25 protein-coding genes are annotated in these 25234 nt (G+C 68.3%); 12 read left to right on the top strand and 13 right to left on the bottom strand.

Going from position 1 to position 25234, the window contains the following annotated elements:
- The first annotated feature begins 97 nt into the window (after positions 1 to 97).
- Together EV644_RS15830 and EV644_RS15825 are read left to right on the top strand one after the other, a co-directional pair.
- Positions 98 to 370, top strand: a complete 273-nt coding sequence (locus tag EV644_RS15830; RefSeq protein WP_132189038.1) for a type II toxin-antitoxin system Phd/YefM family antitoxin — start codon at positions 98 to 100, stop codon at positions 368 to 370.
- On the top strand, positions 370 to 768 hold the full coding sequence (locus EV644_RS15825; protein ID WP_132189037.1) for a type II toxin-antitoxin system VapC family toxin: 399 nt from the start codon (positions 370 to 372) through the stop codon (positions 766 to 768). The genes EV644_RS15830 and EV644_RS15825 overlap by 1 nt, the downstream gene beginning before the upstream one ends.
- 9 nt (positions 769 to 777) lie before the next feature.
- On the opposite strand, the gene EV644_RS15820 is transcribed toward EV644_RS15825, so the two are convergent.
- The 3 genes from EV644_RS15820 to EV644_RS15810 all read right to left on the bottom strand — a co-directional run bounded on the left by EV644_RS15820 (position 778) and on the right by EV644_RS15810 (position 3699).
- A complete protein-coding gene (locus EV644_RS15820) occupies positions 778 to 1890 on the bottom strand; it encodes a hypothetical protein (protein WP_132189036.1) in 1113 nt (370 codons plus the stop codon).
- Positions 1887 to 2399 (bottom strand): SigE family RNA polymerase sigma factor, encoded by a 513-nt coding sequence (locus EV644_RS15815; RefSeq protein WP_132189035.1) that lies wholly within the window; start codon positions 2397 to 2399, stop codon positions 1887 to 1889. Before EV644_RS15815 ends, EV644_RS15820 begins: the two co-directional genes overlap by 4 nt.
- 64 nt (positions 2400 to 2463) lie before the next feature.
- Positions 2464 to 3699: a DUF4032 domain-containing protein gene (locus tag EV644_RS15810; RefSeq protein WP_132189034.1), complete on the bottom strand. Its 1236-nt coding sequence runs from the start codon at positions 3697 to 3699 to the stop codon at positions 2464 to 2466.
- 168 nt (positions 3700 to 3867) lie between these two features.
- On the opposite strand from EV644_RS15810, the gene EV644_RS15805 reads away from it, so the two are divergent.
- The 5 genes from EV644_RS15805 to EV644_RS15785 all read left to right on the top strand — a co-directional run bounded on the left by EV644_RS15805 (position 3868) and on the right by EV644_RS15785 (position 10056).
- A complete protein-coding gene (locus EV644_RS15805; protein WP_132189033.1) occupies positions 3868 to 4881 on the top strand; it encodes a LacI family DNA-binding transcriptional regulator in 1014 nt (337 codons plus the stop codon).
- 277 nt (positions 4882 to 5158) lie between these two features.
- Entirely contained in the window at positions 5159 to 6565 is a 1407-nt protein-coding gene (locus tag EV644_RS15800; protein WP_241998209.1) for an ABC transporter substrate-binding protein, read from the top strand.
- A complete protein-coding gene (locus EV644_RS15795) occupies positions 6565 to 7518 on the top strand; it encodes a carbohydrate ABC transporter permease (protein ID WP_241998207.1) in 954 nt (317 codons plus the stop codon). The genes EV644_RS15800 and EV644_RS15795 overlap by 1 nt, the downstream gene beginning before the upstream one ends.
- Positions 7515 to 8486, top strand: a complete 972-nt coding sequence (locus tag EV644_RS15790) for a carbohydrate ABC transporter permease (RefSeq protein ID WP_132189032.1) — start codon at positions 7515 to 7517, stop codon at positions 8484 to 8486. Before EV644_RS15795 ends, EV644_RS15790 begins: the two co-directional genes overlap by 4 nt.
- Before the next feature lie 25 nt (positions 8487 to 8511).
- Entirely contained in the window at positions 8512 to 10056 is a 1545-nt protein-coding gene (locus tag EV644_RS15785) for a glycoside hydrolase family 13 protein (protein WP_132189031.1), read from the top strand.
- 49 nt (positions 10057 to 10105) lie between these two features.
- Here the strand turns inward: EV644_RS15785 and EV644_RS15780 are convergent, their stop codons facing one another.
- The 6 genes from EV644_RS15780 to EV644_RS15755 form a co-directional block, all read right to left on the bottom strand.
- Positions 10106 to 10636 (bottom strand): DUF4396 domain-containing protein, encoded by a 531-nt coding sequence (locus tag EV644_RS15780; protein WP_132189030.1) that lies wholly within the window; start codon positions 10634 to 10636, stop codon positions 10106 to 10108.
- 1 nt (position 10637) lies between these two features.
- The gene (locus EV644_RS15775; RefSeq protein WP_132189029.1) at positions 10638 to 12881 is read right to left on the bottom strand and encodes a heavy metal translocating P-type ATPase; all 2244 of its coding nucleotides are present in this window, start codon (positions 12879 to 12881) and stop codon (positions 10638 to 10640) included.
- Between the two features lie 14 nt (positions 12882 to 12895).
- On the bottom strand, positions 12896 to 13912 hold the full coding sequence (locus EV644_RS15770) for a DUF8832 domain-containing protein (RefSeq protein WP_132189028.1): 1017 nt from the start codon (positions 13910 to 13912) through the stop codon (positions 12896 to 12898).
- Positions 13909 to 14145, bottom strand: a complete 237-nt coding sequence (locus EV644_RS15765) for a heavy-metal-associated domain-containing protein (protein ID WP_132189027.1) — start codon at positions 14143 to 14145, stop codon at positions 13909 to 13911. The genes EV644_RS15770 and EV644_RS15765 overlap by 4 nt, the downstream gene beginning before the upstream one ends.
- An 87-nt stretch (positions 14146 to 14232) precedes the next feature.
- Complete coding sequence (locus tag EV644_RS15760; protein WP_241998206.1) at positions 14233 to 14550, bottom strand: metal-sensitive transcriptional regulator; 318 nt, start codon at positions 14548 to 14550, stop codon at positions 14233 to 14235.
- 305 nt (positions 14551 to 14855) lie between these two features.
- Entirely contained in the window at positions 14856 to 15326 is a 471-nt protein-coding gene (locus EV644_RS15755) for a nuclear transport factor 2 family protein (protein WP_241998203.1), read from the bottom strand.
- Positions 15327 to 15530: 204 nt separating this feature from the next.
- On the opposite strand from EV644_RS15755, the gene EV644_RS15750 reads away from it, so the two are divergent.
- Together EV644_RS15750 and EV644_RS15745 are read left to right on the top strand one after the other, a co-directional pair.
- Positions 15531 to 16487: an ABC transporter ATP-binding protein gene (locus EV644_RS15750; protein ID WP_132189025.1), complete on the top strand. Its 957-nt coding sequence runs from the start codon at positions 15531 to 15533 to the stop codon at positions 16485 to 16487.
- Positions 16484 to 17473, top strand: a complete 990-nt coding sequence (locus EV644_RS15745) for a DUF2705 family protein (RefSeq protein WP_132189024.1) — start codon at positions 16484 to 16486, stop codon at positions 17471 to 17473. Before EV644_RS15750 ends, EV644_RS15745 begins: the two co-directional genes overlap by 4 nt.
- On the opposite strand, the gene EV644_RS15740 is transcribed toward EV644_RS15745, so the two are convergent.
- The gene (locus tag EV644_RS15740; RefSeq protein ID WP_132189023.1) at positions 17466 to 18485 is read right to left on the bottom strand and encodes a YfhO family protein; all 1020 of its coding nucleotides are present in this window, start codon (positions 18483 to 18485) and stop codon (positions 17466 to 17468) included. The genes EV644_RS15745 and EV644_RS15740 overlap by 8 nt on opposite strands.
- A gap of 65 nt (positions 18486 to 18550) precedes the next feature.
- Between EV644_RS15740 and EV644_RS15735 the strand changes: the two genes are divergently transcribed.
- A complete protein-coding gene (locus tag EV644_RS15735) occupies positions 18551 to 18982 on the top strand; it encodes a hypothetical protein (RefSeq protein ID WP_199239849.1) in 432 nt (143 codons plus the stop codon).
- Between the two features lie 140 nt (positions 18983 to 19122).
- Here the strand turns inward: EV644_RS15735 and EV644_RS15730 are convergent, their stop codons facing one another.
- Positions 19123 to 20202 carry an ABC transporter ATP-binding protein gene (locus tag EV644_RS15730; protein WP_132189022.1) on the bottom strand — a complete coding sequence of 360 codons (1080 nt, stop codon included), beginning with the start codon at positions 20200 to 20202 and terminating at the stop codon, positions 19123 to 19125.
- A 234-nt stretch (positions 20203 to 20436) separates the two neighbouring features.
- Here EV644_RS15730 and EV644_RS15725 point away from each other — a divergent pair, with 234 nt between their 5' ends.
- A complete protein-coding gene (locus EV644_RS15725) occupies positions 20437 to 21462 on the top strand; it encodes a LacI family DNA-binding transcriptional regulator (RefSeq protein ID WP_132189021.1) in 1026 nt (341 codons plus the stop codon).
- Positions 21463 to 21873: 411 nt separating this feature from the next.
- Here the strand turns inward: EV644_RS15725 and EV644_RS15720 are convergent, their stop codons facing one another.
- Positions 21874 to 22092 (bottom strand): hypothetical protein, encoded by a 219-nt coding sequence (locus EV644_RS15720; protein ID WP_199239848.1) that lies wholly within the window; start codon positions 22090 to 22092, stop codon positions 21874 to 21876.
- Positions 22093 to 22245: 153 nt separating this feature from the next.
- Complete coding sequence (gene soxR, locus EV644_RS15715) at positions 22246 to 22722, bottom strand: redox-sensitive transcriptional activator SoxR (protein WP_132189020.1); 477 nt, start codon at positions 22720 to 22722, stop codon at positions 22246 to 22248.
- Between the two features lie 445 nt (positions 22723 to 23167).
- On the opposite strand from soxR, the gene EV644_RS15710 reads away from it, so the two are divergent.
- On the top strand, positions 23168 to 25231 hold the full coding sequence (locus EV644_RS15710; protein WP_132189019.1) for a DEAD/DEAH box helicase: 2064 nt from the start codon (positions 23168 to 23170) through the stop codon (positions 25229 to 25231).
- The last annotated feature ends 3 nt before the right edge of the window (positions 25232 to 25234 follow it).

The following is a 25234-nucleotide window of genomic DNA, read 5'->3' as shown; positions in this document are numbered from 1 at the left end:
AACTGAACCGCGGGACCAGTCGACCCTCGTACCTTCTCTGCTGAGTGATTCTCAGCGAGAGGATGGTGTCTGACAAATAAGTACTACACTTGCAGCTATGGGTGAGGTGCCGGTGCGGATGCTGAACCAGGAGACGGCGAAAGTGCTGGCCCGGGTGAAGCAGGGCGAGGAGATCGAGATCACCGAGCGCGGGGTGGTGGTCGCGCGGCTGGTGCCTGCCCAGCCGTCGCCGCAGGCCCGGTTGCTCGCGACCGGCAAGCTGAGGTTGCCCCAGGCCACCGGCCCGATCCCGCAGCCGAGGGGAGAGGTTCGCACCGACCGGCAGGCCGGTGACGTGCTGGACGAGTTGCGGGACGAGGAACGCTACTGATGATCTACCTCGACACGGCGGCGCTGGTGAAACTCGTCCGCCGCGAGGTCGAGTCGGATGCTCTGGTCGAGTGGATCGCGGTCCGGCCGGAGCAGTTGCTGGTCTCGTCCGCCCTGGCGGAGGTGGAGTTGCCGCGCGCCTTGCGACGGACCGAGCCGGCCCTGGTGGCAGGGGTGCCTGCGCTGCTCGGGCGCATCGCGATCTACGAGATCGATGACCTCGTCAGGACCACCGCAGCGGCGTACACCGATCCGCAGATCCGGTCGCTCGACGCGATTCACCTTGCCACCGCGGACGCCGTACTGGCGGATGACCTGACGTGCTTCGTCACCTACGACCGGCGCCTTCTTGCCACGGCGACCGCCCTCGGTCTCCCCACCGCGACCCCAGGCTGTTGACCTGCCTCGTCAGCGGGCGGGGGTTGTCTTGTTGTTGGGGATGAGGATGAGGTCGGTCGGTTGTGATGGGCGGTGGGGGCCGGTGCGGATCAGGTCGACGAGGTGTTGGGATGCGGTGCGCTGGGTGGAGCCCTCGCCGATTCTGTAGCTGGGGAAGCAGGGGGAGTAGTGCAGGCGGCTGGGCCAGCTCGCCACCGGGCTGGTGATGGTGACGACGAAGGTGCGGCCGCCGTCGTCGGTGCAGCCGGGCAGGGCCTCCGGGGTGGTTGTGTGCGGGGTGGCGTCGGTGAGTTCGGTGGCCAAGGCGCGGGCCGCGTCGCCGGTGAGTCTGGAGCCGGAGAGGAGCGTCGGTCCCTGCACGGGTGAGACGCCACCACCCCAGTACTCGCAGATGCTGACCAGCGACACCGCGCGAAGGTCTGCGTCTCGCGCGCGCCGCGAGGACGACTCCTGAAACGCCTGATCGCCTCCGATGCGCGAGGGGCACCCGTACTTGTCCGTCGTCAGGATCGGCGTCGCGGAGTCGAGGATCTCCCGGCGGGTCGCGTCGCTCTGGGAGAGCACGCTGACGTGGACGCCGGCCACCTCGCGGGTCTCCTCGGTCCAGTCCCCGTCGTACTGCTTGATGCCGGGCTTCTGCACGTCGTCGAACCACAGGTACTCCTGCCGGTCCGCCAGCGGGAGGACGGCGAGCGCGCAGCCGCGTTCCCGGTCGAGCCAAGGGCTCAGCCGGCCGATCACCGGTCCGCTCGACAGTGAGCAAGGTGCAGGGCCCGAGACATACGTCTGCCAACTGGCCGGCACCAGGACCTGGACCGTCTTGTACGACTCCCAGCGCAGGCTCAGCCCCGTCTTCGACTGTGTCCGTGCAGCGGGAATCGTCTGTGGCGCGACCGGTTCCTTGGCCGGGGAGACCTCGCTGTTGAGGCTCTGGCCGGCGGTGACCGTCGCGGCCACCGCGGCACAAGCCAGTACCGCGGCGCCGAGCACGCGGGTGTTCCGTCGACGGCGGAGCCGGGTGTGTACGCCTGTCAGCAGACCCGCGTCGGACGGTGCATCGGCGGCGTGATCGTCCAGCGTCCGGGTGATCAGGTTCTCGGTCGGGTCGTCGTGGGGCGTCATCGGTGGGTGACCTCCTCGGTCACGCTCAGGGTGGTTCGCAGGGACGCGAGGGCTCGGTGGATCTGGGAGCGGACCGTGCCCGCGGTACAGCCGAGGATCTCGGCGATGTCCGCGTCGGGCAGGCCCTCGTAGTACCGCAGCACCACGGCGGCGCGTTGTCTCGTCGGCAGGGAGGCGCACAGGTCCCACACGGCGTCCTGCTCCGCGAGCGAGCCGGCGTGATCGACCCCGGCCGAGTCGAACACCGCGGCATCGCCCACCGGTGTCTCCCGCCGGAGGAACTTCCGCCAGCGGGAGATGTCGGCGTTCACGATCGAGCGCCGGACATAGGCCTCGGGATCTCCGTGTTGCAGGATCCGCGACCAGCGCGAGTACGCCGCGACGAGGGCGTCCTGGACCGCCTCCTCGGCGCGGCTGTGGTCCCGGGTCACCAGATACGCGAACCGCAGCAGCGCGGCGCCCCGCTGCAGCACCCACGTATCGAAGTCCGGCGCCCCCTCGTCGGCCATCGGCCACCTCCCACCCCTACCACGCCGCCGACCGCCCGGACGTTGCACGAGGCGCCCCAGGAGATCAGTCCAGCGATTCCGCCCCGGCGATCGGTGGCGGCGGCAGCGTCAGCTTCTCGTCCGGCTTCGCGCTCAGCACGTCGTCGACGTACGAGCGGGCCGCCTCCATCGTGTCGATCTCGTGCCCGGCCTGCTCGGACAGGAACCAGCGGTGCTCGAGCACCTCGTGGAACACCTCGGCCGGCTCCAGCTTGCGCTTCAGGTCACGCGGCACGCTCCGGACCACCGGCTCGAACACCTCGGTCAGCCACTGGTGCGCGACGATCTCCTCGTCCTCGTTCTGCTGGTCGGTGGCCGCCGAGAACGCGTCCAGATCGTTCAGCAGCCGGCGCGCCTGGTTCTCCTCGACGTCGAGGCCGGTCAGCCGCAGCAGCCGGCGGCTGTGGTGGCCGGCGTCCACGACCTTGGGCTGGATCCGGACCTGGCTGCCGTCCCAGTCGGTGATGATGTCGATCTCGGCGACGTCGAAGCCGAGATCGTTCAGCCGCCGGATCCGGGAGTCCAGCCGGTGCATCTCGTCGGTGTGGAACTCCTCCGGCGCGGTCAGCTCCTTCCAGAGCGCCTCGTACCGGCTGGTGATCGACTCGACCGTCTCCAGCGGGTCGATGTCGGCGTCCAGCAGACCGCCCTCCTGCAGGTCGGACAGCTCGCCGAACAGGTTGATCTCGGCGGTGTAGAGGTCGTGTGCCCGCTGACCGTCGGAGATCTCCTGGTGCAGCTCGCCGGTCTCCGCGTCCACCAGGTACGCCGCGAAAGCGCCCGCGTCGCGACGGAACAACGTGTTGGACAGCGAGCAGTCGCCCCAGAAGAAGCCGAGCAGGTGCAGCCGCACGATCAGCGCGACCAGCGCGTCGATCAGCCGGTTCACGGTGTCGGGCCGCAGCGTGCTGGAGAACAGCGCGCGGTACGGCAGGGAGAACTGCAGGTGCCGGGTGACCAGGATCGAGTCGATCGGCTCGCCGTCGCGGTCCAGCCGGTCGGTGATCACGCCGACCGGTTCGACCGCGGGGGAGTCGAGGCGTTCGAGGTCGCGCAGCAGCCGGTACTCGTGCATCGCGAGGTGTTCCATCACCTCTTTGATCGCGTAGACAGTGCCGTTCACCCGAACGAAGCGGACGACGTGCCGCGAGATACCGCGAGGCAACGCGACCAGCTGGTCATCGGGCCAGTCCTCCAGCGGGATGTCCCACGGGAGCGACAGCAGACCGGTGTCCGGGCGGGTGGCGACGAAACGAGGCACCCCCACAGTCTGTCAGTTCCAACACCCGGACCGCTGAGCGCTCAGTAAGTCGGTGGTGTCTTGGTCCTGCGGGCCGGTCCTGTGGCGCCGGTACTCCGGAGTCTGGCCGCGCGAGTCGCTGCGCAAGTGAACGCAAGAACTTGCGGAAAAGGGCGTAGTGTTTGCGTCATGACTCGACGACTTGCTGAGGTTGCGAAGAAGGTCGGCGTCAGTGAGGCCACCGTGAGCCGGGTGCTGAACGGTAAACCCGGTGTCTCCGAGGCGACCCGCGAGGCCGTGCTGACGGCGCTCGACGTACTGGGGTACGAGCGTCCCACCCAGTTGCGCGGCGATCGCGCAAGGCTTGTCGGGCTGGTGCTGCCCGAGTTGCAGAACCCGATCTTCCCCGCCTTCGCCGAGGTGGTCGGCGGCGCGCTCGCGCAGCAAGGTTTCACCTCCTTGCTCTGCACCCGCACCCTCGGTGGCGTGTCCGAGGCCGACTACGTGGACCTGCTCCTGCAGCAGCAGGTTTCCGGGGTCGTCTTCGCCGGCGGTTTCTACGCCCAGGCGGACGCGCCGCACGCGCACTACAAGCTGATCCAGGAGCGCCGGCTGCCGACCGTACTGGTCAACGCGGCGGTCGACCACCTGGGCTTCCCACAGGTCTCGTCCGACGACGTGGTCGCCGCCGAGATGGCGATCGGTCATCTGCGCGCACTCGGCCACCAGAAGATCGGGATGGTGCTCGGCCCGCGCGACCACATCCCGTCGCGCCGCAAGCTGGACGCGTTCATGGCCTCGCCCGAGGCGGATCCGCAACTCGTCGAGCACACGATGTTCTCGCTCGAGGGCGGGCACGCGGCGGCCACCCGGCTGGTCAGGCACGGTGTCACCGGCATCGTCTGCGCTAGCGACATCCTCGCCCTCGGCGCGATCCGTGCGGTCCGCCGGGCCGGCCTCTCGGTGCCGGACGACGTGTCGGTGATCGGCTACGACGACTCCGCGATGATGAACTGCACCGATCCGCCGCTGACCACCGTCCGGCAGCCGATCGACGCGATGGGCCGGGCGGCCGTGGACATGCTGGTCGCCCTGATCGAGCGCGCCGCGGTGCCCGCCGACGAACTCCTCTTCGAGCCGGAACTCGTCGTCCGCGCCTCCACCGCGCGCCTCAAACCAGCCTCGGTGGCCGCCCCCGCCTGATCCCCCGCGCCCACAGACGGCACGGAGTACAGAGGTCTTGTACTCCGTGCCGTCTGTTGCGTTCGGGTGCCTGACGGGCTGGTGACAACGGCGGACAACGCCACACCCACCGCAATTCTCGTGAGTTCCGCTTTGTAGTCACGTTTTTGCAACTTGAGATCGAAGTATTGCGCCGATCGGTCGAGTTGCCTACGGTACGGACCACATCAAGGGGCGGGACTCGCCCTCGCCATCGTGGGCCGGCTCAGACCGGCGCCGTTTCGAGAAGGGCAGATCGATGAGGACAACGAGCCACCGCAGGGTGTCCGCGGCCGGCTGGCGCCGGCCGGCAAGCCTGTTGCTCGTGGCAGGGCTCGGCCTGGCGGCCGCGTCCTGTGGATCCGGGGACGAGGAGAAGCCGACTGCCCAGGGGTCGGCGGCGGCCGATGCCCCGGTGACCATCACCGTGGGATGTCAGCCGCCGAAGAGCAACCCGAAGGAACGGGCCGGGTGGGACGAGGACGTGGCCGCGTTCCAGAAGTTGCACCCGAACATCACGATCCAGAGCAAGGACGCGTTCCCCTGCATCAACCCGGACACCTTCCAGGCGAAGCTGGCCGGCGGCACCCAGGAGGACGTCTTCTACGTCTACTACACCGACGTCCAGAAGATCATCAGGTCCAAGCAGGCCGCCGACATCAGCGAGTACGTCGGCAGCGTGAAGGCGCTGAACGACATCCGCCCGGACGTGCAGAGCGTCTTCAAGGACGGCGACAAGACCTACGGCCTGCCCCGCAACAACTACAACATGGGCCTGGTCTACAACCGCAAGCTCTTCACCCAGGCCGGGCTGAACCCGGACTCGCCGCCCAAGACCTGGGCCGAGGTGCAGGAGGCCGCCAGGAAGATCGCGGCGATCGGCCCGGGCTACACCGGCTTCGGTGAGTACAGCGCGGGCAACACCGGCGGCTGGCACTTCGCCGCCTCCCTGTACGCGCGCGGTGGCTCGATGGTGAGCGACGACGGCAAGAGCTCGGCGTTCAACAGCGCCGAGGGCAAGGCCGTGCTGGAGAACCTCAAGCAGATGCGCTGGAACGACAACTCCATGGGCAGCAAGCAACTGCTGCAGTGGGAAGACCTGATGCGGATGATGGGTTCCGGCAAGCTCGGCATGATGATCGGCGCGCCGGACGTCGTCCAGTCGGTGAACAACGACTTCCAGGGCAAGTTCGAGGACTACGGCGTCACCGCGGTGCCGGAGTCCGAGGGCAAGGCCTCGCTGAGCGGTGGCGACGGCTACATGTTCAACCCGAAGGCGACGCCGGAGAAGATCAAGGCCGGTCTGCTCTGGCTGGAGTTCCACGAGCTCACCCCGGGCAAGGGTCAGTTCAACTACGACCGCGCCAAGGCCCAGGGCCGCCCGGTCGGCCTGCCGATCCCCGACCTGTACGGCGATTCCGCCCCCGGCCAGGAGATCACCGCGCTGCGCAAGCAGTTCGCCACCGTGCCGGTCGACCACTTCACCCCGTACGTGACCGCGCAGTCCAGCATCACCAACAAGCTCGAGCCGCCGAAAGCGCAGGAGCTCTACGCGGTGCTCGACGTGGCGATGTCGGCGGTGCTCACCCGCAAGGACGCCGACATCGACAAGCTCTTGTCCGACGCCGCCTCCAAGGCAGACAAGATCCTCGCCAAGAACACCTGATGGCGATCCTGTCCAAACCGCCGGTGCGCCGTTCCCCTCACCCGGGTGCGGCGCACCCCTTTGAGAAGAATGGCGCGGCGCGTCGGGCGGTTGGCCGCAACCTCACGGCGTACGGGTTCCTCTGCGGGGCGCTGATCTGTTTCGCCTTCTTCTCCTGGTATCCGATGATCCGCGAGATCATCCTCAGCTTCCAGGAGAACAACTTCGTCGACCCGGCCAAGTGGGTGGGCTTCGACAACTTCCGCACCGTGATCGAGGACCCGGCGTTCCGGTCCGCCTGGCTGAACACGGCCGCCTTCAGCGGGCTCGCTCTGGTGGTCGGGTACGCCGTACCGTTCGTGCTGGCCGTGGTCCTCAACGAACTGCGGCACGCCGTGGCGTACCTGAGGTTCGTCGTCTACCTGCCGGTGATGCTGCCGCCCGCGGTCGCCGTGCTGCTGTTCAAGTGGTTCTACGATCCGGGGTCCGGCTTGTTCAACCAGATCCTCGACGTCTTCGGGATCCCGCCGCTGGCCTGGCTCGACTCCACCAGTACTGCGCTCATCTCCTTGGTCCTGGTCTCAACCTGGATGAACCTCGGCACCGGCACGCTGATCTACCTCGCCGCGCTGCAGAGCATTCCCGGTGACCTGTACGAGTCGGCCGAGCTCGACGGCGCCGGGTTGTTCCGTCGCGTCTGGCACGTGACGATCCCGCAGACCAAGCTGATCCTGCTGGTGATGCTGCTGCTCCAGGTGGTGGCGACGATGCAGGTGTTCATCGAGCCGTACCTGCTCACCGGTGGCGGCCCTGAGAACGCGACCGTGACGGTGGCCTACCTGATGTACCAGTACGCCTTCAACTTCGGCGACTTCGGCGGTGGTGGCGCCCTCGGCCTGATGCTGATGGTGGTTCTGATGGTGTTCTCCGCGATCTACCTGCGCGTCTCGCGAGACAACGAAGGTGGCCGATGACAACGACCGTGCAGCCGACACCGTTGCTCGAGGCAACCCCGCCGGAGCCGGCGTCCCGCAGTACGCGGAAGAAGCGATACAAGGGGCGCGGTTATGAGTCCAGGAGCCTGGTGTCGCCGTTGTCGTTGCGGTCCTGGCACGGCAGGTTGACCTACTGGGCCGTGCTGGTCGTCGTGGTGATCGGGTTCACCCTGGCCTTCGTCTTCCCGCTGTACTGGATGGTGACCGGTGCGCTGAAGTCGCCCGACGAGCTCGCGCAGATCCCGCCGAGCTTCTTCCCGAAGGACTACGACTTCGGCGTCTACGAGGAAGCCTGGGACCAGCTCCAGCTCGGCGTCTTCCTGAGGAACACCGCCCTGTACGCCGGGGGCGCGTGGCTGTTCACCCTCGCGGTGGACGTGACTGCGGCGTACGCGTTGTCCAAGCTCCGGCCGTTCTTCGGCAAGGTCATCCTCGGCCTGATGCTGGCCACCTTGATGATCCCGCCGATGGTGCTCCTGCTGCCGACATACCTGGTGGCCAAGGATGTGCCGTTGTTCCACTGGAACCTGCTGAACACCCCTTGGGCGATCTGGTTGCCGGCGGCGGCGAACGGGTTCTTCATCTTCCTGCTCAAGCGATTCTTCGACTCGATTCCGCGCGAGCTGCTGGAGGCGGCCGAGATCGACGGGGCGTCGCCGCTGCGGATCCTCTGGTCGATCGTGCTGCCGGTGTCGCGGCCGATCCTCGGCGTGGTGTCGATCCTGTCGGTGGTGACGGTCTGGAAGGACTTCGTCTGGCCGCTGCTGGTGCTGCCGGAGACCGACAAGATGTCGATCAGCGTCGGCATCGCGTCGCTGTCCGCGCAGATGCCGCAGAACGTGCTCATCGCCGCGCTGGTGATCGCCAGCCTGCCGACGATCCTGGTCTTCTTCGTGTTCCAGCGCAGCATCATGGCGGGCCTCACCGCCGGAAGCCTCAAAGGCTGATTCCCCAACCCCCAAAGGAGAAGCAATGTCGGAAACGTGGTGGCGCGGAGCCGCGATCTACCAGGTGTACCTGCGCAGCTTTGCCGACGGCAACGGTGACGGGATCGGTGATCTCGCGGGGCTGCGGGCGAAGCTGCCGTACCTGTCCGAGCTGGGCATCGACGCGATCTGGCTGAACCCGTGGTACCCGTCCCCGATGGCCGACGGCGGGTACGACGTGGCCGACTACCGGGCGATCGAGCCGAGCTTCGGCACCCTCGCCGAGGCCGAGGCCTACATCGACGAGGCGCACGCGCTGGGGGTCCGCACCATCATCGACATCGTGCCGAACCACGGATCGGACCAGCAGGACTGGTTCGTCCAGGCCCTCGCCGCGGCGCCGGGTTCACCGGAGCGGGGGCGGTTCCTCTTCGGCGACGGCCGCGAAGGGGGACTTCCGCCGAACGACTGGCAGTCGATCTTCAACGGCCCGGCCTGGACCCAGGTCCCCGACGGCCAGTGGTACCTGCACCTGTTCGCCCCGGAGCAGCCAGACTTCAACTGGCGCAATCCTGAGGTGGTCGAGGAGTTCCACAACATCCTCCGGTTCTGGCTCGACCGCGGAGTCGACGGGATCCGGATCGACAGTGCGGCAGTGCTCTTCAAGGACCTGGACAGCGTGGAGGAGTCGTACACCGACCACGACGAGGTGCACGACGTGTACCGCGGCTGGCGGCAGATCACCGACTCCTACGAAGGCCGGTTCCTGGTCGGCGAGATGTGGATGCCGGACCAGGAGCGGTTCGCGCTCTACCTGCGGCCCGACGAGATGCAGACGGCGTTCAACTTCGACTTCCTGTCCCGCCCCTGGGACGCGGACGAGTTGCGCGCGTCGATCGACCTGACCCTGACGACGCACGTGCCGATCGGAGCACCGCCCACCTGGGTGCTTTCGAACCACGACGTCACCCGGCCGGTCACGAAGTACGGGCGTCCTGACACCTCGTTCTCACACCAGGACCGCAAGCACGGGATGGAGACGGACCCCGTACTGGGCGAGCGCCGGGCTCGCGCGGCGGCTCTGCTCGCGATGGCTCTGCCTGGCGGGCTGTACGTCTACCAGGGCGAGGAGCTCGGCCTGCCTGAGGTCGAGAATCTGCCGGACGAGTTGCTCCAGGATCCGCTGTGGGCGCGCTCTGGTGGAACCGACCGTGGTCGCGACGGTTGCCGAGTGCCGCTGCCGTGGTCGGGCAAGGAGCCGCCGTTCGGCTTCGGCTCCGGTACGCCGTGGCTGCCGCAACCCGCCGACTGGAAGAACCTCACGGTCGAGTCGCAGCAGGCGGACCAGAACTCGATGCTCGCGCTCTACCGCGACGGGCTGAAGATCCGCCGGGAGTCCCTGGGCGACGGCACCCTCACTTGGCTGGACTCGGCGCCAGGCGTGCTGTTGTTCGCCCGGGAAGGTCTCACCTGCATCGTGAACCTCACCCCGGACCCGATCGACCTCCCGGAGTACTCCGAGATCCTGCTCACCAGTTCTCCCTTGGAGGAGACCCGGCTCCCCTCCGACACCACCGCCTGGCTGCGCTGAAAGCCCGTGCGTCCGAGGGGGATTCCTCGGACCCAAGGGCTAGGTGGTGTCAGTGGTAGGCGTGCATCACCGCGTGGCCCTTGCCGCGGCCGATCAGCCAGCGGTTGACCGGGACGGTGATGACGAAGGCGATCGCGAGGGCGACGGCCAGGCTGGCCCAGAAGAGCACCGAGGCCAGGCCGGCGTCCATCGCGCCGGGCACCGCCAGGATGATCGCGTTGTCGACGATCTCCATGGTCAAGATGCTCAGCGTGTCCGCGGCCAGCGCGATCTTGAGCGCCTGCCGGAAGGTCACGCCGGCCTTCAGCACCGGCCGGATGGTCAGCGAGTAGCCGAAGAAGAACGCCAGCACGATCGACAGGACCACCGTGGCCAGGTTGTGCAGCCCGAGCGCGGTACCGATCACCATGCCGAGGACCTCACCGATCGCGCAGCCGGTCAGGCAGTGGACGGTCGCCGAGATCGCCTGCCGGGTCAGACTCTGCTCCTGCGCGTGGCCTCCGTGCGCAGCCTGTGCTGGGTGATCTCCATGCTCGGCGGGTGCCGGGTGATCCCCGTGCCGGTGTGCGTCGTGGGTCATTTCACTCTCCAGGGGTGAGCGGCTGGAAGCGGCGGAGGCGGAGGCTGTTGGACACCACGAAGACCGAACTGAAAGCCATCGCCGCGCCCGCGAGCATCGGGTTCAGCAGTCCGGCGGCCGCCAGCGGCAACCCGGCCACGTTGTACGCGAACGCCCAGAACAGGTTGCCCTTGATCGTCCGCAGGGTCCGCCGCGACAGCCGGATCGCGTCCGCCGCCGAGCGCAGGTCGCCGCGGACCAGGGTGAGGTCGCTCGCCTCGATCGCCACGTCGGTGCCGGTTCCCATGCTGAGCCCGAGATCCGCCTGCGCCAGCGCGGCCGCGTCGTTCACGCCGTCGCCGACCATCGCGACCACCCGGCCCTCGGCCTGCAACTTCTTCACCACGTCGACCTTGTCGGCCGGCAGCACCTCGGCGATGACCTCGTCGATCCCCACCTCGGCCGCGACCTTCTGGGCCACCGCTTCGTTGTCGCCCGTCAGCAGGACCGGCCGGAGTCCGAGCGCCTTCAGTTGGCGGATCGCCTCGGCCGAGCTGGGCTTGACCGTGTCGGCGACCACCAGCACGGCGCGGGCCTTGCCGTCCCACCCGACCGCGACCGCAGTACTGCCTTCTGCTTCCGCGTGTTCCTTGGCGTGAGCCAGGTCCTCGGGCAAGTACTGGCTCCACTCCTCGAGGAGCCGCGTCCGCCCGACCAGTACCGCGTGCCCGTCGACGATCCCTTGTACTCCGAGGCCCTCGACGTTGCCGAAGTCCTCTGCCGTGGGGAGGGTGCCGAGTTCGTCAACGGCTCCGCGGGCGATCGCCTGGGCGATCGGGTGCTCGCTGGAGTGCTCCAGCGCACCCGCCAGCCGCAGTACCTCGGCGCGATCCTCGCCGTCGGCCAGCAGGACGTCGACCAGAGCCATCCGGCCGGTGGTCACCGTGCCGGTCTTGTCGAGGACGACGGTGTCGACGCGACGGGTGGACTCCAGCACCTCCGGGCCCTTGATCAGGATTCCCAGTTGCGCGCCACGGCCGGTCCCGACCATCAGCGCGGTCGGGGTGGCCAGGCCGAGGGCACAGGGGCAGGCGATGATCAGCACGGCCACGGCCGCGGTGAACGCCACCTCGGTCGGAGACCCGTTGCCGAGCCAGAACGCGAGGGTGCCGAACGCCAGCACGATCACGATCGGCACGAACACCCCGGAGATCCGGTCGGCCAGCCGTTGAACCGCTGCCTTGCCGTTCTGGGCGTCCTCCACCAGCCGGGCCATCTGCGCCAGCTGGGTGTCGGCACCGACCCGGGTCGCCCTGACGACGAGCCGTCCGCCGGCGTTCACGGTGGCGCCGACGACGGCGTCACCCTCGCTCACCTCGACCGGAACGGATTCGCCGGTCAGCATCGACGCGTCCACCGCGCTGCTGCCGGTGACGATCACGCCGTCGGTGGCGATCTTCTCGCCCGGCCGGACCACGAACTCGTTGCCCACGGCAAGCTGGTCCGCGGGGATCCGCACCTCGGCACCGTCGCGGAGTACGGCGACGTCCTTCGCGCCGAGCTCCAGCAGCGCTTGCAGGGCTGCTCCGGAGCGGCGCTTGGCGCGGCCCTCGAAGTACCGGCCGGCCAGCAGGAAGGTGGACACGCCGGCCGCGACCTCGAGATAGATCTCCTCGGCGCCGCTGCCGCGGGACGGGATCAGCGTGAACGGCATCGTCATCCCGGCCCGGCCCGCTTCGCCGAGGAACAGCGCGTACAGCGACCAGAGGAAGGCGCTGATGACACCCAGCGAGACCAGGGTGTCCATGGTGGTGGCGCCGTGGCGCAGGTTCACCCAGGCGGCCTTGTGGAACGGCCAGGCCGCCCAGGTGACGACCGGCGCCGCGAGCGTCAGCGAGGCCCACTGCCAGTAGTCGAACTGCAGCGCCGGAATCATGCCCAGGGCAACCACTGGGACGGCGAGCACGATGCTGGTGATCAGGCGCTCGCGCAGTGGTTTGAGCTCATCCGGCGGCTCGGGGCTGTCGGCAGCAGGGGGAGCCGGTAACGAGGCGGTGTAGCCGGTGGCCTCGACGGTGGCGACCAGGTCGTCCGGGCTGACGCCCTCGTCGAACGTCACCTTCGCCTTCTCGGTGGCGTAGTTGACGGTGGCGGTGACGCCCTCCATCCGGTTCAGCTTCTTCTCGACCCGGTTGGCGCAGGAGGCACAGGTCATGCCACCGATGATGAGTTCGACGGAGTTGCCCGGTGGTGCTGGGGTGGTCATTGTGGAGCCTCCTCTCAGTGGCCGTGCGGAGTGGACTCGTGGCCCGGGGTGGTCTTCTTCGGTGTCGGGCTCGGCAACGAGGCCGGCGGGACGATCGCGGTACCGCTGGTGCTGACGTTCACGGTGAACTCGGCGGTGTGGACCCTGCCCGCGTGCTGGAAGTCCAGGAACAGGTTGTAGGTGCCCGCTGTCGGGAACGTCGTACCGAACTCGATCTGCGGACCGCCCTTCATCCCGGCCTTCGCCTCCTCGGAAGGATGCGTGTGCAGGTAGGCGAGATCGCCGCCGCGCAGGGACACCAGGTGCCCGAACGCCCCGAGGTACGGCTGGAGATCGGTGACCGGCTTGCCGTCCTTGCTGATCATGAAGGTCAGCTCGGACTCCTTCCCGGCGATCGGCTTGCCCGCCAGGGTCACGTCATACCCGTCGATCGAGTAGACGCTGGCCGGCTCGCTCAGCGGGACCGGGATGTAGAGCCCGGACACGTTCACGTCGGTGCCGAGCGTCAGCGTCTTGTCTAGCCCGGCCGGCTGGAAGTCGGTGAACATCCGCCAGGTACCGCCCGCGGTGAAGGTGAACGGGATGGTCCAGGTGCCACTCGCGTCCCGAGTCGGGTGCACGTGGTGGAACCCGGACAGATCCCGCCGTACGACGATCAGGTGCAGGTCCTTCTCGTGCGTCTGCTTGTACTGCGTGACGGGTGTGCCGTCCGGACCCTGGATCGTGAACTTCAGCGTCTCCTGCTTGCCCGGCTGGAAGAACGTCGTCGCCGGGACCAGGGTGTAGCCGGCCTGGGAGACCGCGAGCCCGGGCGGTTGTGCCGCGGGATCGCTGTGTCCGCCGCCCTGCGCCTCGCCTGACTCGTCCATTCCCGGCCCGTTCATTTCAGGCATGGCTGGGTTGTCCGTGTGTGGGGCGGGGTCGGCTGCCGCGATCGGGTCGACCGCGGAGCCGATGGCGAAGGCGCCGGCGAAGGCCAGCGCGAGCGCACCAGCGAACGCGCCGAGCCGGAGCGCGACAGCCCCGGTCATGCTGTGACGCCCGGAGAAGAGGCGGCCAGCTCGTAGCCCGCCTCGTCGACGGCCTCGCGTACGGCCGACTCGTCGAGGGTGGACTCGCTGGTCACGTGGACAGCGGAGGTGCCACCGGCGTTGAGGTCGATGCTGACCTGCTGGACGCCGACCAGCTTGCTGATCTCCTCGGTGACAGCGGCGGTGCAGTGGCCGCAGGTCATACCGGTGACGGAGTAGGTCGTGGTGGTCATATCGGTGCTCCTTGCTCGTGTTTTGTGATCACCGGCACCGAGGCGGGTGACTCTGTGCCGGGGTGGTTGGTGTCTGGTGTGGCTGGGTCAGCTGCGGACCAGGCGGGCGATCGCGTCGGAGGCCTCGCGGACCTTCTCCTCGGCCTCCGCCCCGCCCTTCTGTGCGGCCTCGACCACGCAGTGCGACAGGTGCTCGTCCAGGAGTTCCAGCGAGAAGGACTGGAGCGCCTTCGTCGCGGCCGACACCTGGGTGAGGATGTCGATGCAGTACTTGTCCTCCTCGACCATCCGCTGCAGGCCGCGAATCTGCCCCTCGATCCGGCGCAGCCGCTTCAGGTGGCTGGACTTCTCGGCGGTGTAGCCGTGCACGTGGCCCGGCTCGATCTGCTGCTCTTCGGTGGTCATGGCGGTCTCTCTTTCTCCTGCAGCTACCCCGTGGGGGTATGTCAACACCCCCGAAGTTACCCCCTCGGGGTATCCCTTGGCAAGTCTTTGGAGGATACCCCTCGGGGGTAATTTTTCTGTACCGCGTTGCGCAGGGTCGGCGAGGGGCTGAGCCCTTCTCGCGACCGGGAGCAGTGCTGCCTGGCCGGGAACACGACGAGCGTGACTTTTGTCCGACGCCCTACGCCGGCTGGTCTCTACCGGTCGCTGTCGTCGGCCAAAAGCCACGCTCGTCGCGGGCTGGTCGTGCGGGTGTCTTCGGGTGGTTAGAGGCCCAGGTCGGTGAGCCCTGGGTGGTCGTCGGGGCGGGGGCCTGGGGCGGTCCAGTGGAAGAGGCGGTCTGATTCGTTGATCTTCTGGTCGTTGATGCTGGCTCGGCGGACTTTCATCAGGCCGTTCTCGTCGAACTCCCAGTTCTCGTTGCCGTGGGAGCGGTACCACTGGCCAGCGGTGTCGTGGGACTCGTAGACGAAGCGGACGGCGATCCGGTTGTCGGTGTGGGCCCAGAGTTCCTTGATCAGGCGGTAGTCCAGTTCGCGGGCCCACTTCTGGGTCAGGAACTCGACCACCTCGGCGCGGCCGGTGACGAAGGTGTCGCGGTTCCGCCAGTAGGTGTCCGGCGTGTAGGCCAGTGACACGGCCTCCGGGTCCTGGTTGTTCCAGGCGTTCTCGGCCGCGCGGACCTTCTGGATCGCTGTCTCTTCGGTGAAGGGCGGCAGCGGGGGTCGAGTGTTCACGACATCTCCTCGGTCGGGGGCGTCCTGCGCCCGGCGTAGGCCGTTGTCAACGGTATCCATTGAATCTTGGACCAAATCCCTGGCGGCCGCGACCCCCCTTGAACGATCCACTCGTGCGCTCAGCGACAAACCCGGCGGGATGGACGTCTGCCTCTGCAAGGATGAGCGATCCCCCGATCCGGGGAGGCGACGAGAGGGGTGGGCATGCCGGACCTGGCGATCCGCACACAGGCCTTGCGCAAGACCTACCGGACCCGTCGCGGCAGGCGGGTGGTCGCGGTCCAGGGCCTCGACCTGGAGGTGCCGGTCGGCGGCGTGCACGGCTTCCTCGGTCCGAACGGCTCCGGGAAGACCACCTCGATCCGGATGCTGCTGGGCCTGGTTCGCGCCGACGCCGGCACTATGATGGTGTTCGACCAGGTCGTCCCGGAGCACCTGCCCGACGTCGTCGGCCGGGTCGGCGCGATCGTCGAGTCGCCGAAGTTCTTCCCCACCTTCAGCGGCCGGAAGAACCTCGAACTGCTGGCCGACGCGATCGGCACGCCGCGTGGCAGGGTCGGCGAGGTGCTCGAGGAGACCTCGCTGGGCGAGCGCGGCAAGGACAAGTTCAAGACCTACTCGCTCGGCATGAAGCAGCGGCTCGCGATCGCGGCCACGCTCCTCAAGGAACCCGAGCTGCTGATCTTCGACGAGCCCACCAACGGCCTCGATCCGGCCGGTATCCGGGAGATCCGCGAGACTATGCGCGGCCTGGGCGAGCAGGGCCGGACAGTTCTGGTCAGCAGCCACATCCTGGCCGAGGTGGAGCAGGTCGCGGACACCGTCTCGATCATCGGCCACGGCAGGTTGCTTGCCTCCGGCACCGTTGCGGAGGTGATCGGCGGCAGTGGCAGGACGACCGTGAAGGTCGCCATCGACAGCCCGCTCGGTGACCCGGCGGCGCAGCGTGAGGCCGCGACCAGGATCCTGACCGCGGCCGGGCTCACGGTGCGGGCCGAGGGCAACTACTTGTTCGTGGACGGCGCCGAGCACCCGGCCGACGTGACCAGGCGCCTCGCGCAGCAGGAGTTGTACGTGTCCGAGCTGATCCCGGTCCGCGCCGACCTGGAGTCCGTCTTCCTCGAACTGACCGCCGACCAAGGCCTCGGAGGCACCCGATGATCCGGCTCAGCGGGGTCGAACTGCGTCGGCTGGTGGCCCGCCGGCTGACCCTGATCGGCGTCGCGGGAGTCCTGCTGATCACCGCGATCGTGCTGGTCGCGACCTGGAACAACGCCCGGCCGCAGTCGGAGGAGCAGCGGCGGCAGGCACAAGCGCAGTACGAGATCGCTGCGAAGGACTGGGAGTTGCACGGCGCGGAGTACACGAAGCGGTGCCTGGAGGACTACGCGACGCTGCCCGACCCGAAGGACCCGGTCGAGGTGTACTGCCAGACCAACGGCCCGTCCATCGACCAGTTCCTGAAGCCGAAGTCCGTCTTCGCCGAGGTGATGCCGGAGCAGTTGCTCGGAGTGTCGTACCTGCTGGTGTTCGCCACCTTCCTGATCGGCGCGAGCTTCGTCGGCGCGGAGTTCAGCAGCGGTTCGATCGGCAACTGGCTGACGTTCGAGCCACGCCGGATGCGCGTGTACGGCAGCAAGTTGCTGGCCGCCGCGATCGGCATGGTCCCGGTGGCGGTGGTGGTCTACGCGCTGCTGTTGGTCGGCACGTTCCTGATCATCGACCAGTTGGGCATCACCGCCGGTACGACGGGCAAGGTCTGGGGTGATCTCACCGCGCAAGCTGGCCGAGGGGTCCTGGTCACCGCCGTCGGCGCGGTGCTCGGGGGAGTGGTGGGACTGCTGCTCCGGCACACCGCGGCCGCGATCGGGGTGGCGATGGGCTACATCGTCCTGGTCGAAGGCGTGTTCGGCGGCTTCCTCACCAAACTCCAACCCTGGTTGGTGAAACTCAACTTCGACGCCTGGATCCAGCACGACGCGACGTACTACATCGACAAGTGCCAGCCCACCAGCGACGGCGGCTACGGCTGCAGCACGATCACGAAGACGCTGATGTTCGAGCACGGCGCCTGGTATCTCGCCGTCGTCACCGTGGTCCTGGTCGCACTCGGCGCCTTCGTCTTCTCCCGCCGCGACATCAGTTAGCGCCCTGCGTCGGAGGTTCTTCGGCGCTTGCGCTCGGGCGCTTGCGGGATCGTGCCGCGAGCACCAGAGCGAGCGTGATCAGAAGCGCGCCGCCTCCTGCTGCCAGACCGATTCTCAGGCCTGGGGGCAAGTACTCGCAGCTCACCCGCTCGGTAGGTACGGGCAGCGACACCGAGAGCAGACCGCCGAAGCTCGTCGGCTTCTCCGTCTTCCCGCCATCCCTGGCGCACAGCCAGCCGGGCAGCGCGGGTGCGGCGATCACCGCCACCCCAGCACTGCCGGGCCTGAGCGTCGCCGAGATCGAGCGTCCGCCCGCCTCTACGTGCGTGGCGCCGGTCGCTCGGAGGCCGGAGACGGCGGTTGCCAGCTTGGTGGTATCGAGACAGCCCAGCGCACCACGCGGTGTGATCGCCCCCCGGACAGCGGCGACGACCTGCATGTCGATCAGGACCTCTCCCGAGACCGGTGTCTTGCCGAGCTCCACCATCTTGCTGCTGGTCGTGGTCCTCGGTCGGCGCGAGGCCGTCAGCGCTTGCCACTCGCCGCCCGCCAGTCGTGCCTGGCCGCCGACCTGCGGGAAGTTGAGGAACACGGTGGACTCCACGGGACACCGCGCCTTCAGCGTCAGCAGCCCGGGGGCCACCAGGCTCCCGCGGTACGCCGGGACGTCGTACACCTGGGCGCCGAGAAGTCGTTCCTGCAGGCCGTACGCGCTGGTGAACGGTGCGTCGGGGGCCGGGCCGGGGCGGACCGTCACCAAGGGCGGGGCGTCGGCGCGGGTGAGGTCGTCGTCGCGATGCATGGCCGCGCCGATGGAGAAGATGGCGTCGGTGACCGGGTTGCCGAGGCGTCTGATCAGCCACAAGGTCAGCATGACCGCGATGGTCAGACCGCCCGCGGCGGCGAGCATGCCGACACTGCCCGAGGTCAGGAACGGACTGCCCTGGCTGATCAGGGCGAGCGTGACGAGCAAGGCCGCGGCGCCCGCCCAGCGCGATCGGGCTCGGCGCACGATCCGCGGACGACAGCCAGGCCACCTGGATCGGCGTCGAGTCGGTCGTCTTCGAGTACGAGAACGTGCAGCGCGAGACCGGCAAGAGCCGGTGGACCTTTCGCAGGCTGTTCGAGTACGGGCTGGACGGGCTGCTCTCGTTCAACAACAAACCGCTGCGGGTGGCGATCTACTTCGGCCTGGGGCTCACCGCGATCGCCGTCCTCTACGCGATCTGGGTGGTGGCGGTCGCGGCCACCCAGGGCGTGAAGATGCCGGGATACGTCACCCTGATCGCCGCGATCGTGGGGCTCGGCGGGATCCAGATGGTGATGCTCGGCGTGATCGGCGAGTACATCGGCCGGATCTACTACGAGACCAAGCACCGCCCGCACTACCTGATCAAGGAGAGCAACCTGACTCCGCCGGGGGTGGTGATCGGCGGCGCGGCCACCTCGACCTACAAGCTCGAGAACCGCGACCAGGACCGCCTCGACCGCCTCGACCGCACCGACTGACCGTACTCCGAACCGCCCGCTGCCCCGCCGTACTGCGTGACGCCCTTCACCGGGCACGACGAACAGCCGGGGACAAGACGAACGCCGGCCCCGGCTGGACGAGCCACCCGGGGCAGCGTACGCAGTACCGGATCCGGAGATCAGGCGATGAGGCGCTCCTCGGTGGAGGTCGAGAAGAGGTGCAGCTTCTCCGGGTCGGCGGCCAGGTGGATGGTCGAACCCTTCTCGACCGGCATCCGGGCGTCGATCCGGGCGACGATCTGCTGGTGCTCGTTGTTGTGCTCCGCGGTGCCGTAGAGGAACGCGTCGGCGCCGAGCTCCTCGACCACGGCCACGTGCACCGGCAGGCCCTTGTCGGAGACCTTGAAGGCCTCCGGCCGGACACCCAGCGTCAGGGTCTTGTCGTTGGCGGCCTTGGCCAGGATGCCTCGGTCGACCGGCACGATGTAGTCGCCCAGCTTGGCGCCACCCTCGACCAGGTCCGCGTCGAGCAGGTTCATCGCGGGCGAGCCGATGAAGCCGGCCACGAACTTGTTCTTCGGGTGGTCGTACAGGTTCAGCGGGGTGTCGACCTGCTGGAGCAGACCGTCCTTGAGTACCGCCACCCGGTCGCCCATCGTCATGGCCTCGACCTGGTCGTGGGTGACGTAGACGGTGGTGACACCGAGACGCTGCTGCAGCTCGGCGATCTGGGTGCGGGTCTGGACCCGCAGCTTGGCGTCGAGGTTCGACAGCGGCTCGTCCATCAGGAAGACCTGCGGGTTACGCACGATCGCGCGACCCATCGCGACACGCTGACGCTGACCACCCGAGAGGGCCTTCGGCTTGCGCTCGAGGTACTCCTCCAGGCCGAGCAGCTTGGCGGCCTCCATCACGCGCTTGGCGCGGTCGTCCTTGGAGACACCCTGCATCTTCAGCGCGAAGCCCATGTTGTCCGCGACGGACATGTGCGGGTAGAGAGCGTAGTTCTGGAACACCATCGCGATGTCCCGCTCTTTCGGCGGGCGGTGGGTGACATCGCGGTCGCCGATGTAGATCGAACCCTCGTTGACCTCTTCGAGGCCGGCGAGCATCCGGAGCGAGGTGGACTTGCCGCAACCCGACGGGCCGACGAGCACCATGAACTCGCCGTCCTCGATCTCGAGGTTGAGCTTGTCGACGGCGGGCGTCTCAGAACCGGGGTAGACCCGGGTCGCCGCCTTGAACGAGACAGTAGCCATGACTGTGTACCTTCCTTCACCGGCAGGAACGTGCCGGACGATCCGAGTAAAGGCCCCCGGGCGGGGGTGCGTTCATCCTGACCTGAGTGGCTGCTCCTGACAAGGTGTACGGCGTGTGAGGTGTCCGTACTGTTCACCTGGTGGACACTTCCGCGCAGACTGGGGGCGGCGCGAGTCTGCAAGTTCTTGCAGCATCTTGCTGCAAGAACAACGATCGGTGGGTAGGGTGCCGCCGTGAGCAGTAGAGCGAGGCTGGCCGACATCGCGGTCAAGGCAGGGGTCAGCGAGGCGACCGTGTCCCGGGTGCTGAACGGCAAACCAGGGGTCGCCGAGGACACCAAACAGGCGGTGCTCACCGCGCTGGACGTGCTCGGCTTCGAGCGGCCGACCCGGTTGCGGCGCCGCTCGGCCGGCCTGATCGGGCTGGTGATGCCCGAGCTGATCAACCCGATCTTCCCGGCCTTCGCCCAGGTGATCGAGTCCGCCCTGTCGCAGCGCGGCTTCACCCCGGTGCTGTGCACCCAGTCACCGTCCGGCGCGACCGAGGACGAGTACGTCGAGATGCTCCTCGAGCGCGGCGTGTCCGGCATCATCTTCGTCTCCGGGCTGCATGCCGACACGGGCGCGGACCACGCGCGGTACCAGTCGCTGGTGGACCGCAAGCTGCCCGTGGTGTTCGTGAACGGCTGGCTGCCGGGCGTCGAGGCACCTTTCGTCTCCTCCGACGAGGCGGCAGCGATGGAACTCGCCGTCTCCCACCTGGTTGCCCTCGGCCACCGCCGGATCGGGTTCGCCTCGGGGCCGGAGCGGTTCATCGTCGTACAGCGCAAACTCGCCGGCTACCGCACCGCGATGAAGGCCCAGCTCGGCCTGAACGACGCCGAGGTCGACTCGATGGTCGAGCTCAGCATGTTCGGTGTAGAAGGCGGAGCCGCCGCGGCCCAGCGCCTCCTCGACGTCGGCGTCAGCGCGGTCGTCTGCGGCTCCGACATGATGGCGCTAGGCGTCATCCGGGCCGCCCGCCAACGAGGCCTCGCAGTCCCCGACAACATCTCGGTAGTCGGCTACGACGACGCCCCGATGATGGAGTTCACCGACCCGCCGATGACGACGGTCCGCCAACCCGTCAACGCCATGGCGCTGGCCGCAGTCCAATCCCTCCTGGAAGAGGTCCGCGGCCACACCACCCCCCACACAGAATTCCTCTTCCGCCCAGAGTTGGTAGTCCGCAACACCACCGGCCCCCACCGCGAGCTGTAGGCGACGGGTTGAAGAGCAAGAGACAAAGGACAGAAGAGAAAGAGATAGTGCGCCAGTCCGGTGGACGCCGCCGCGGTGACGCGCGCTGAGGTCGGCGGTCGGCTGGCGCGGTAGCCAGAACCATCCGGATGCAGCGAGAGGCTGGGGCACGGGCTGGCGTGGGGGGATTGGTGCCGGCAGGTGCGGCTGGGCCGGGTGCGCGTGGACGAGCGCGCAGCGCGGACTGCCCGCCGGCGGTGGCGTGAAAAGGCGAGGCTCCTGAACCAGTAGCTGCATTCATCCGCCCAGAAGACAGACGGTCAGGCGAACGCGCCTGCCAGCGGATGGAAGCTACCTGTACCCGACCGCCTGCGTTCGGCAGGCGGGCGGCGTACCGAGGGACAGGAGTAGTCCGCCAGTCCGCCCTGACCGTCAGCCTCGCAAGCGGGACTGCCCGCGTGCAGCCGGACTACTTCCTGTTCTTCGGTACGCCTTGGTGGCGGCCTCGTCCTGCGGGGAACCGGTGTACGCCGCGACGGTGGTCGGGGACGAGCTGGGGGCCTGCGCCGTGGGGGCGGCGGCGAAGGCGGGGACGGCCAGGGCTGCGGCGGCGAGCCCGGCGAGAGAAGTCAGAATCCGGGGACGGGACATGGGAGGGCCTCACTCCGTGATCTGTGGCGGAAAGCGACCAGCGGGTTACTGATCGCCACGATCCCGGATGTTGCCAAGCCCCGAGGAAATCCACACCAGATCGGGAAGAACTCGGGGGTTAACCCTCGTTCGCCGAGCTCGGCTCTATGACCTTCATAACTCGCCGGGTATGCCGACGTTCAGAATGCGGGCACCAGGTCCACGCTCGGCCAGCCGATCGGCCTTGTTGTAGAGGTTGCAGCGCTGCAGGCTGAGGCAGCCGCAGCCGATACAGCCGTCCAGGTCGTCACGCAGCCGCTCGAGCTCGGAGATCCGCTGGTCGAGCCGGCTCCGCCAGGACTTCGACAACCGGCTCCAGTCGGCGCGCGTCGGGGTCCGGTCGCCAGGCAACGAATCCAGCGCGGCCTTGATCTCGGCCAGCGCCAGCCCGACGCGTTGCGCCGCCTGGACGAACGCGATCCGCCGCAGGGTGCTGCGCTGGTACTGCCGCTGGTTGCCGGCCGTCCGCCGCGAGTTGATCAGGCCCTGGTCCTCGTAGAAGCGCAAGGCCGACGCGGCGACGCCGGAACGGTTCGCGATCTCGCCGATCGACAACCAGTGGTCCTTGCTGGGAATGGTGTCCTCCGCCATACCGCCACCCTAGGACGCCGGGACAAGAGCTGAAGGGGACTTTAGTTCTTGGGGGTACCGCGGGCGCTCCGTCGGCGATCCTGCGGGTGGGTCCCACCTCGCGCGCGGGTGGTGGGAATTGTGGCCGGGGTCACGTGGTTGTAGGTGGGTGGAGCGGTTGGGCCCGGTACGCCTGTTGTTGGGTGTGGTCAAGGGGCGGGGCTGGACGGGGTATACTTTTCGGCGTCGGTGCGCGAGTCGCGTCACCAGAGCATTTCCCAGGCGCTCCGACCCGTCGGTTTCAGCAACCCGCTGATGTATCCCCGGCGACATGGGTGCAACGCGATAGCGCCCGCAGGTCGATGCCTATCTCCTGCCCAGCACGTCCAGTCCGGCCAGATCTCTGGCCGGCGCTTGCGTGCGGCTCCGATCCGGCATCCGTCCGTGACGTTGAGAGAGAGATTGCGTGTCCCAGCACCACCAGGACCAGTATGTTCCCGCCGACGGCAACGACGCCGCCGATCGGGCGAAGAAGCCGCGGCACAAGAAGTTCCAGACCCAGTCGTACGGCGAGCGGATGGCCGCCGAGCTGGACGCACCGAGCACCCCGGGCACCGACCGTAGTTCGGCCCGGGTGGAGAAGCCTGTCGTGACCGAGCGCCGCGGCGGCCCCTCGCAGTACTCCGACCGTGGCAGCCGTGGCGAGCGCCGCGACGCCCCGCGTGACAACGCCGCCCGTGGCAACGACCGCCCGGTTCGCGGCTACCGCGCCGAGCGTGCGAACGACTCCAGCCCGGAGCGCCCGGCCTACTCCGAGCGTCGTCCGGCGAGCACCGGCACCTCGTCGTACCCGAAGAGCACCCGCACCGACAGCCCGTCGTACCCGAAGAGCTCGTACCAGAAGAGCTCGTACGACCGGAGCTCTTCCGACAAGCCGGCCTACCGCAAGGATCGCGACGAGCGCGGCTTCGACCGCGACCCCCGCGCCGAGCGTGGTACCAACCGCACGTTCGACCGCAACGACAACCGTTCGTTCGACCGTAATGACAACCGCTCGTTCGACCGGGGCGACCGCAAGTTCGAGCAGCGCGAGCGCCCGGCCCGGGTCGAGGCGCCCGTCGACCTCGGCGAGGTTGCCGAGGGCAATGGGTTCGCCGCCCTCGGACTGGCGCCGCGGCTGGTGCAGCGGATGGCCAAGGACGGCATCACCGCGCCGTTCCCGATCCAGGAAGCCACCATTCCGGACGCGCTGGCCGGCAAGGACGTGCTCGGCCGTGGTCAGACCGGCTCCGGCAAGACCCTCGGGTTCGGCCTGCCGACGCTGATGCGGCTGGCCGGTGGCCACACCGAGTCGCGCCGCCCGCGTGGCCTGGTCCTGGTGCCGACCCGCGAGCTCGCCATGCAGGTGCACGACGCGCTCGAGCCGCTCGCCCATGTGATGGGCGTTTCGATCAAGCTGATCGCCGGCGGTCTGCCCTACCCGAAGCAGATCGAAGCGCTGCGTCGTGGCGTCGACCTGCTGATCGCCACCCCCGGCCGGCTGATCGACCTGTGTGAGCAGGGCGCTGCCGACCTGGGCGCGATCGAGGTGGCCGTGCTCGACGAGGCCGACCACATGTGCGACATGGGCTTCATGCCGGCCGTCACCACGCTGCTGGACATGACGCCGCCGGAAGGTCAGCGGCTGCTGTTCTCGGCGACGCTGGACAACGACGTCGACACCATCGTGAAGACCTACCTGAAGGACCCGGTCACGCACTCGACCGAGTCCGGCCAGGCCTCCGTCACCACGATGGAGCACCACCTGCTCGTGATCGAGCCGGCGCACAAGCAGTCGCTGACGGCCGAGCTGGCCAGCCGCGATGGCCGGACCATCGTGTTCGTCCGCACCAAGCTGGGCGCCGACCGCGTCGCCACCCAGCTGCGGGACCGTGGCGTGATGGCCGCGGCGCTGCACGGCGGCCTGACCCAGGGCGCCCGGAACCGGACGCTGGACCAGTTCAAGGACGGTTCGGTACCGGTGCTGGTGGCAACGGATGTCGCGGCCCGCGGTATCCACGTCGACGACGTCGGCCTGGTCGTCCAGGCGGACCCGCCGGCCGAGCACAAGGACTACCTGCACCGCGCCGGCCGTACTGCGCGCGCCGGTGGCAAGGGTGCCGTCGTCACGCTTGTGCTGCCGCACCAGCGGCGCGGCATGATCCGGCTGGCCGAGTCGGCCGGTGTCAACACCGAGCCGGTCCGCGCCCGTCCGGGTGACGGCGTCGTGACCGAGCTGACCGGTGGCACCAAGCCGTCGGGCTCTCCGGTCAAGCTGCCGGCCCCGAAGCCGACGCGTGGTGGCGGTGGCTTCAACAAGGGTGGCAAGCGCTTCGGCGGCGGCCGCTCGAGTCGTGGCTACGAGGGTCGCGGTGGCTACGAAGGCCGCGGCGGCAGTGGCGGTAGCCGTCGCCCGGAGCGCTCGGGCAACGGCCCGCGTCGCCCCGAGTCCAACCGCTACGAGGGCAACAACAAGTCCTACCAACGCTGACGT

The sequence above is a fragment of the Kribbella orskensis genome (assembly GCF_004342085.1).
Classification (GTDB): domain Bacteria; phylum Actinomycetota; class Actinomycetes; order Propionibacteriales; family Kribbellaceae; genus Kribbella; species Kribbella orskensis.
Note: the sequence above shows the minus strand (reverse complement) of the source record. Positions and strands in the feature narration are given on the sequence as shown.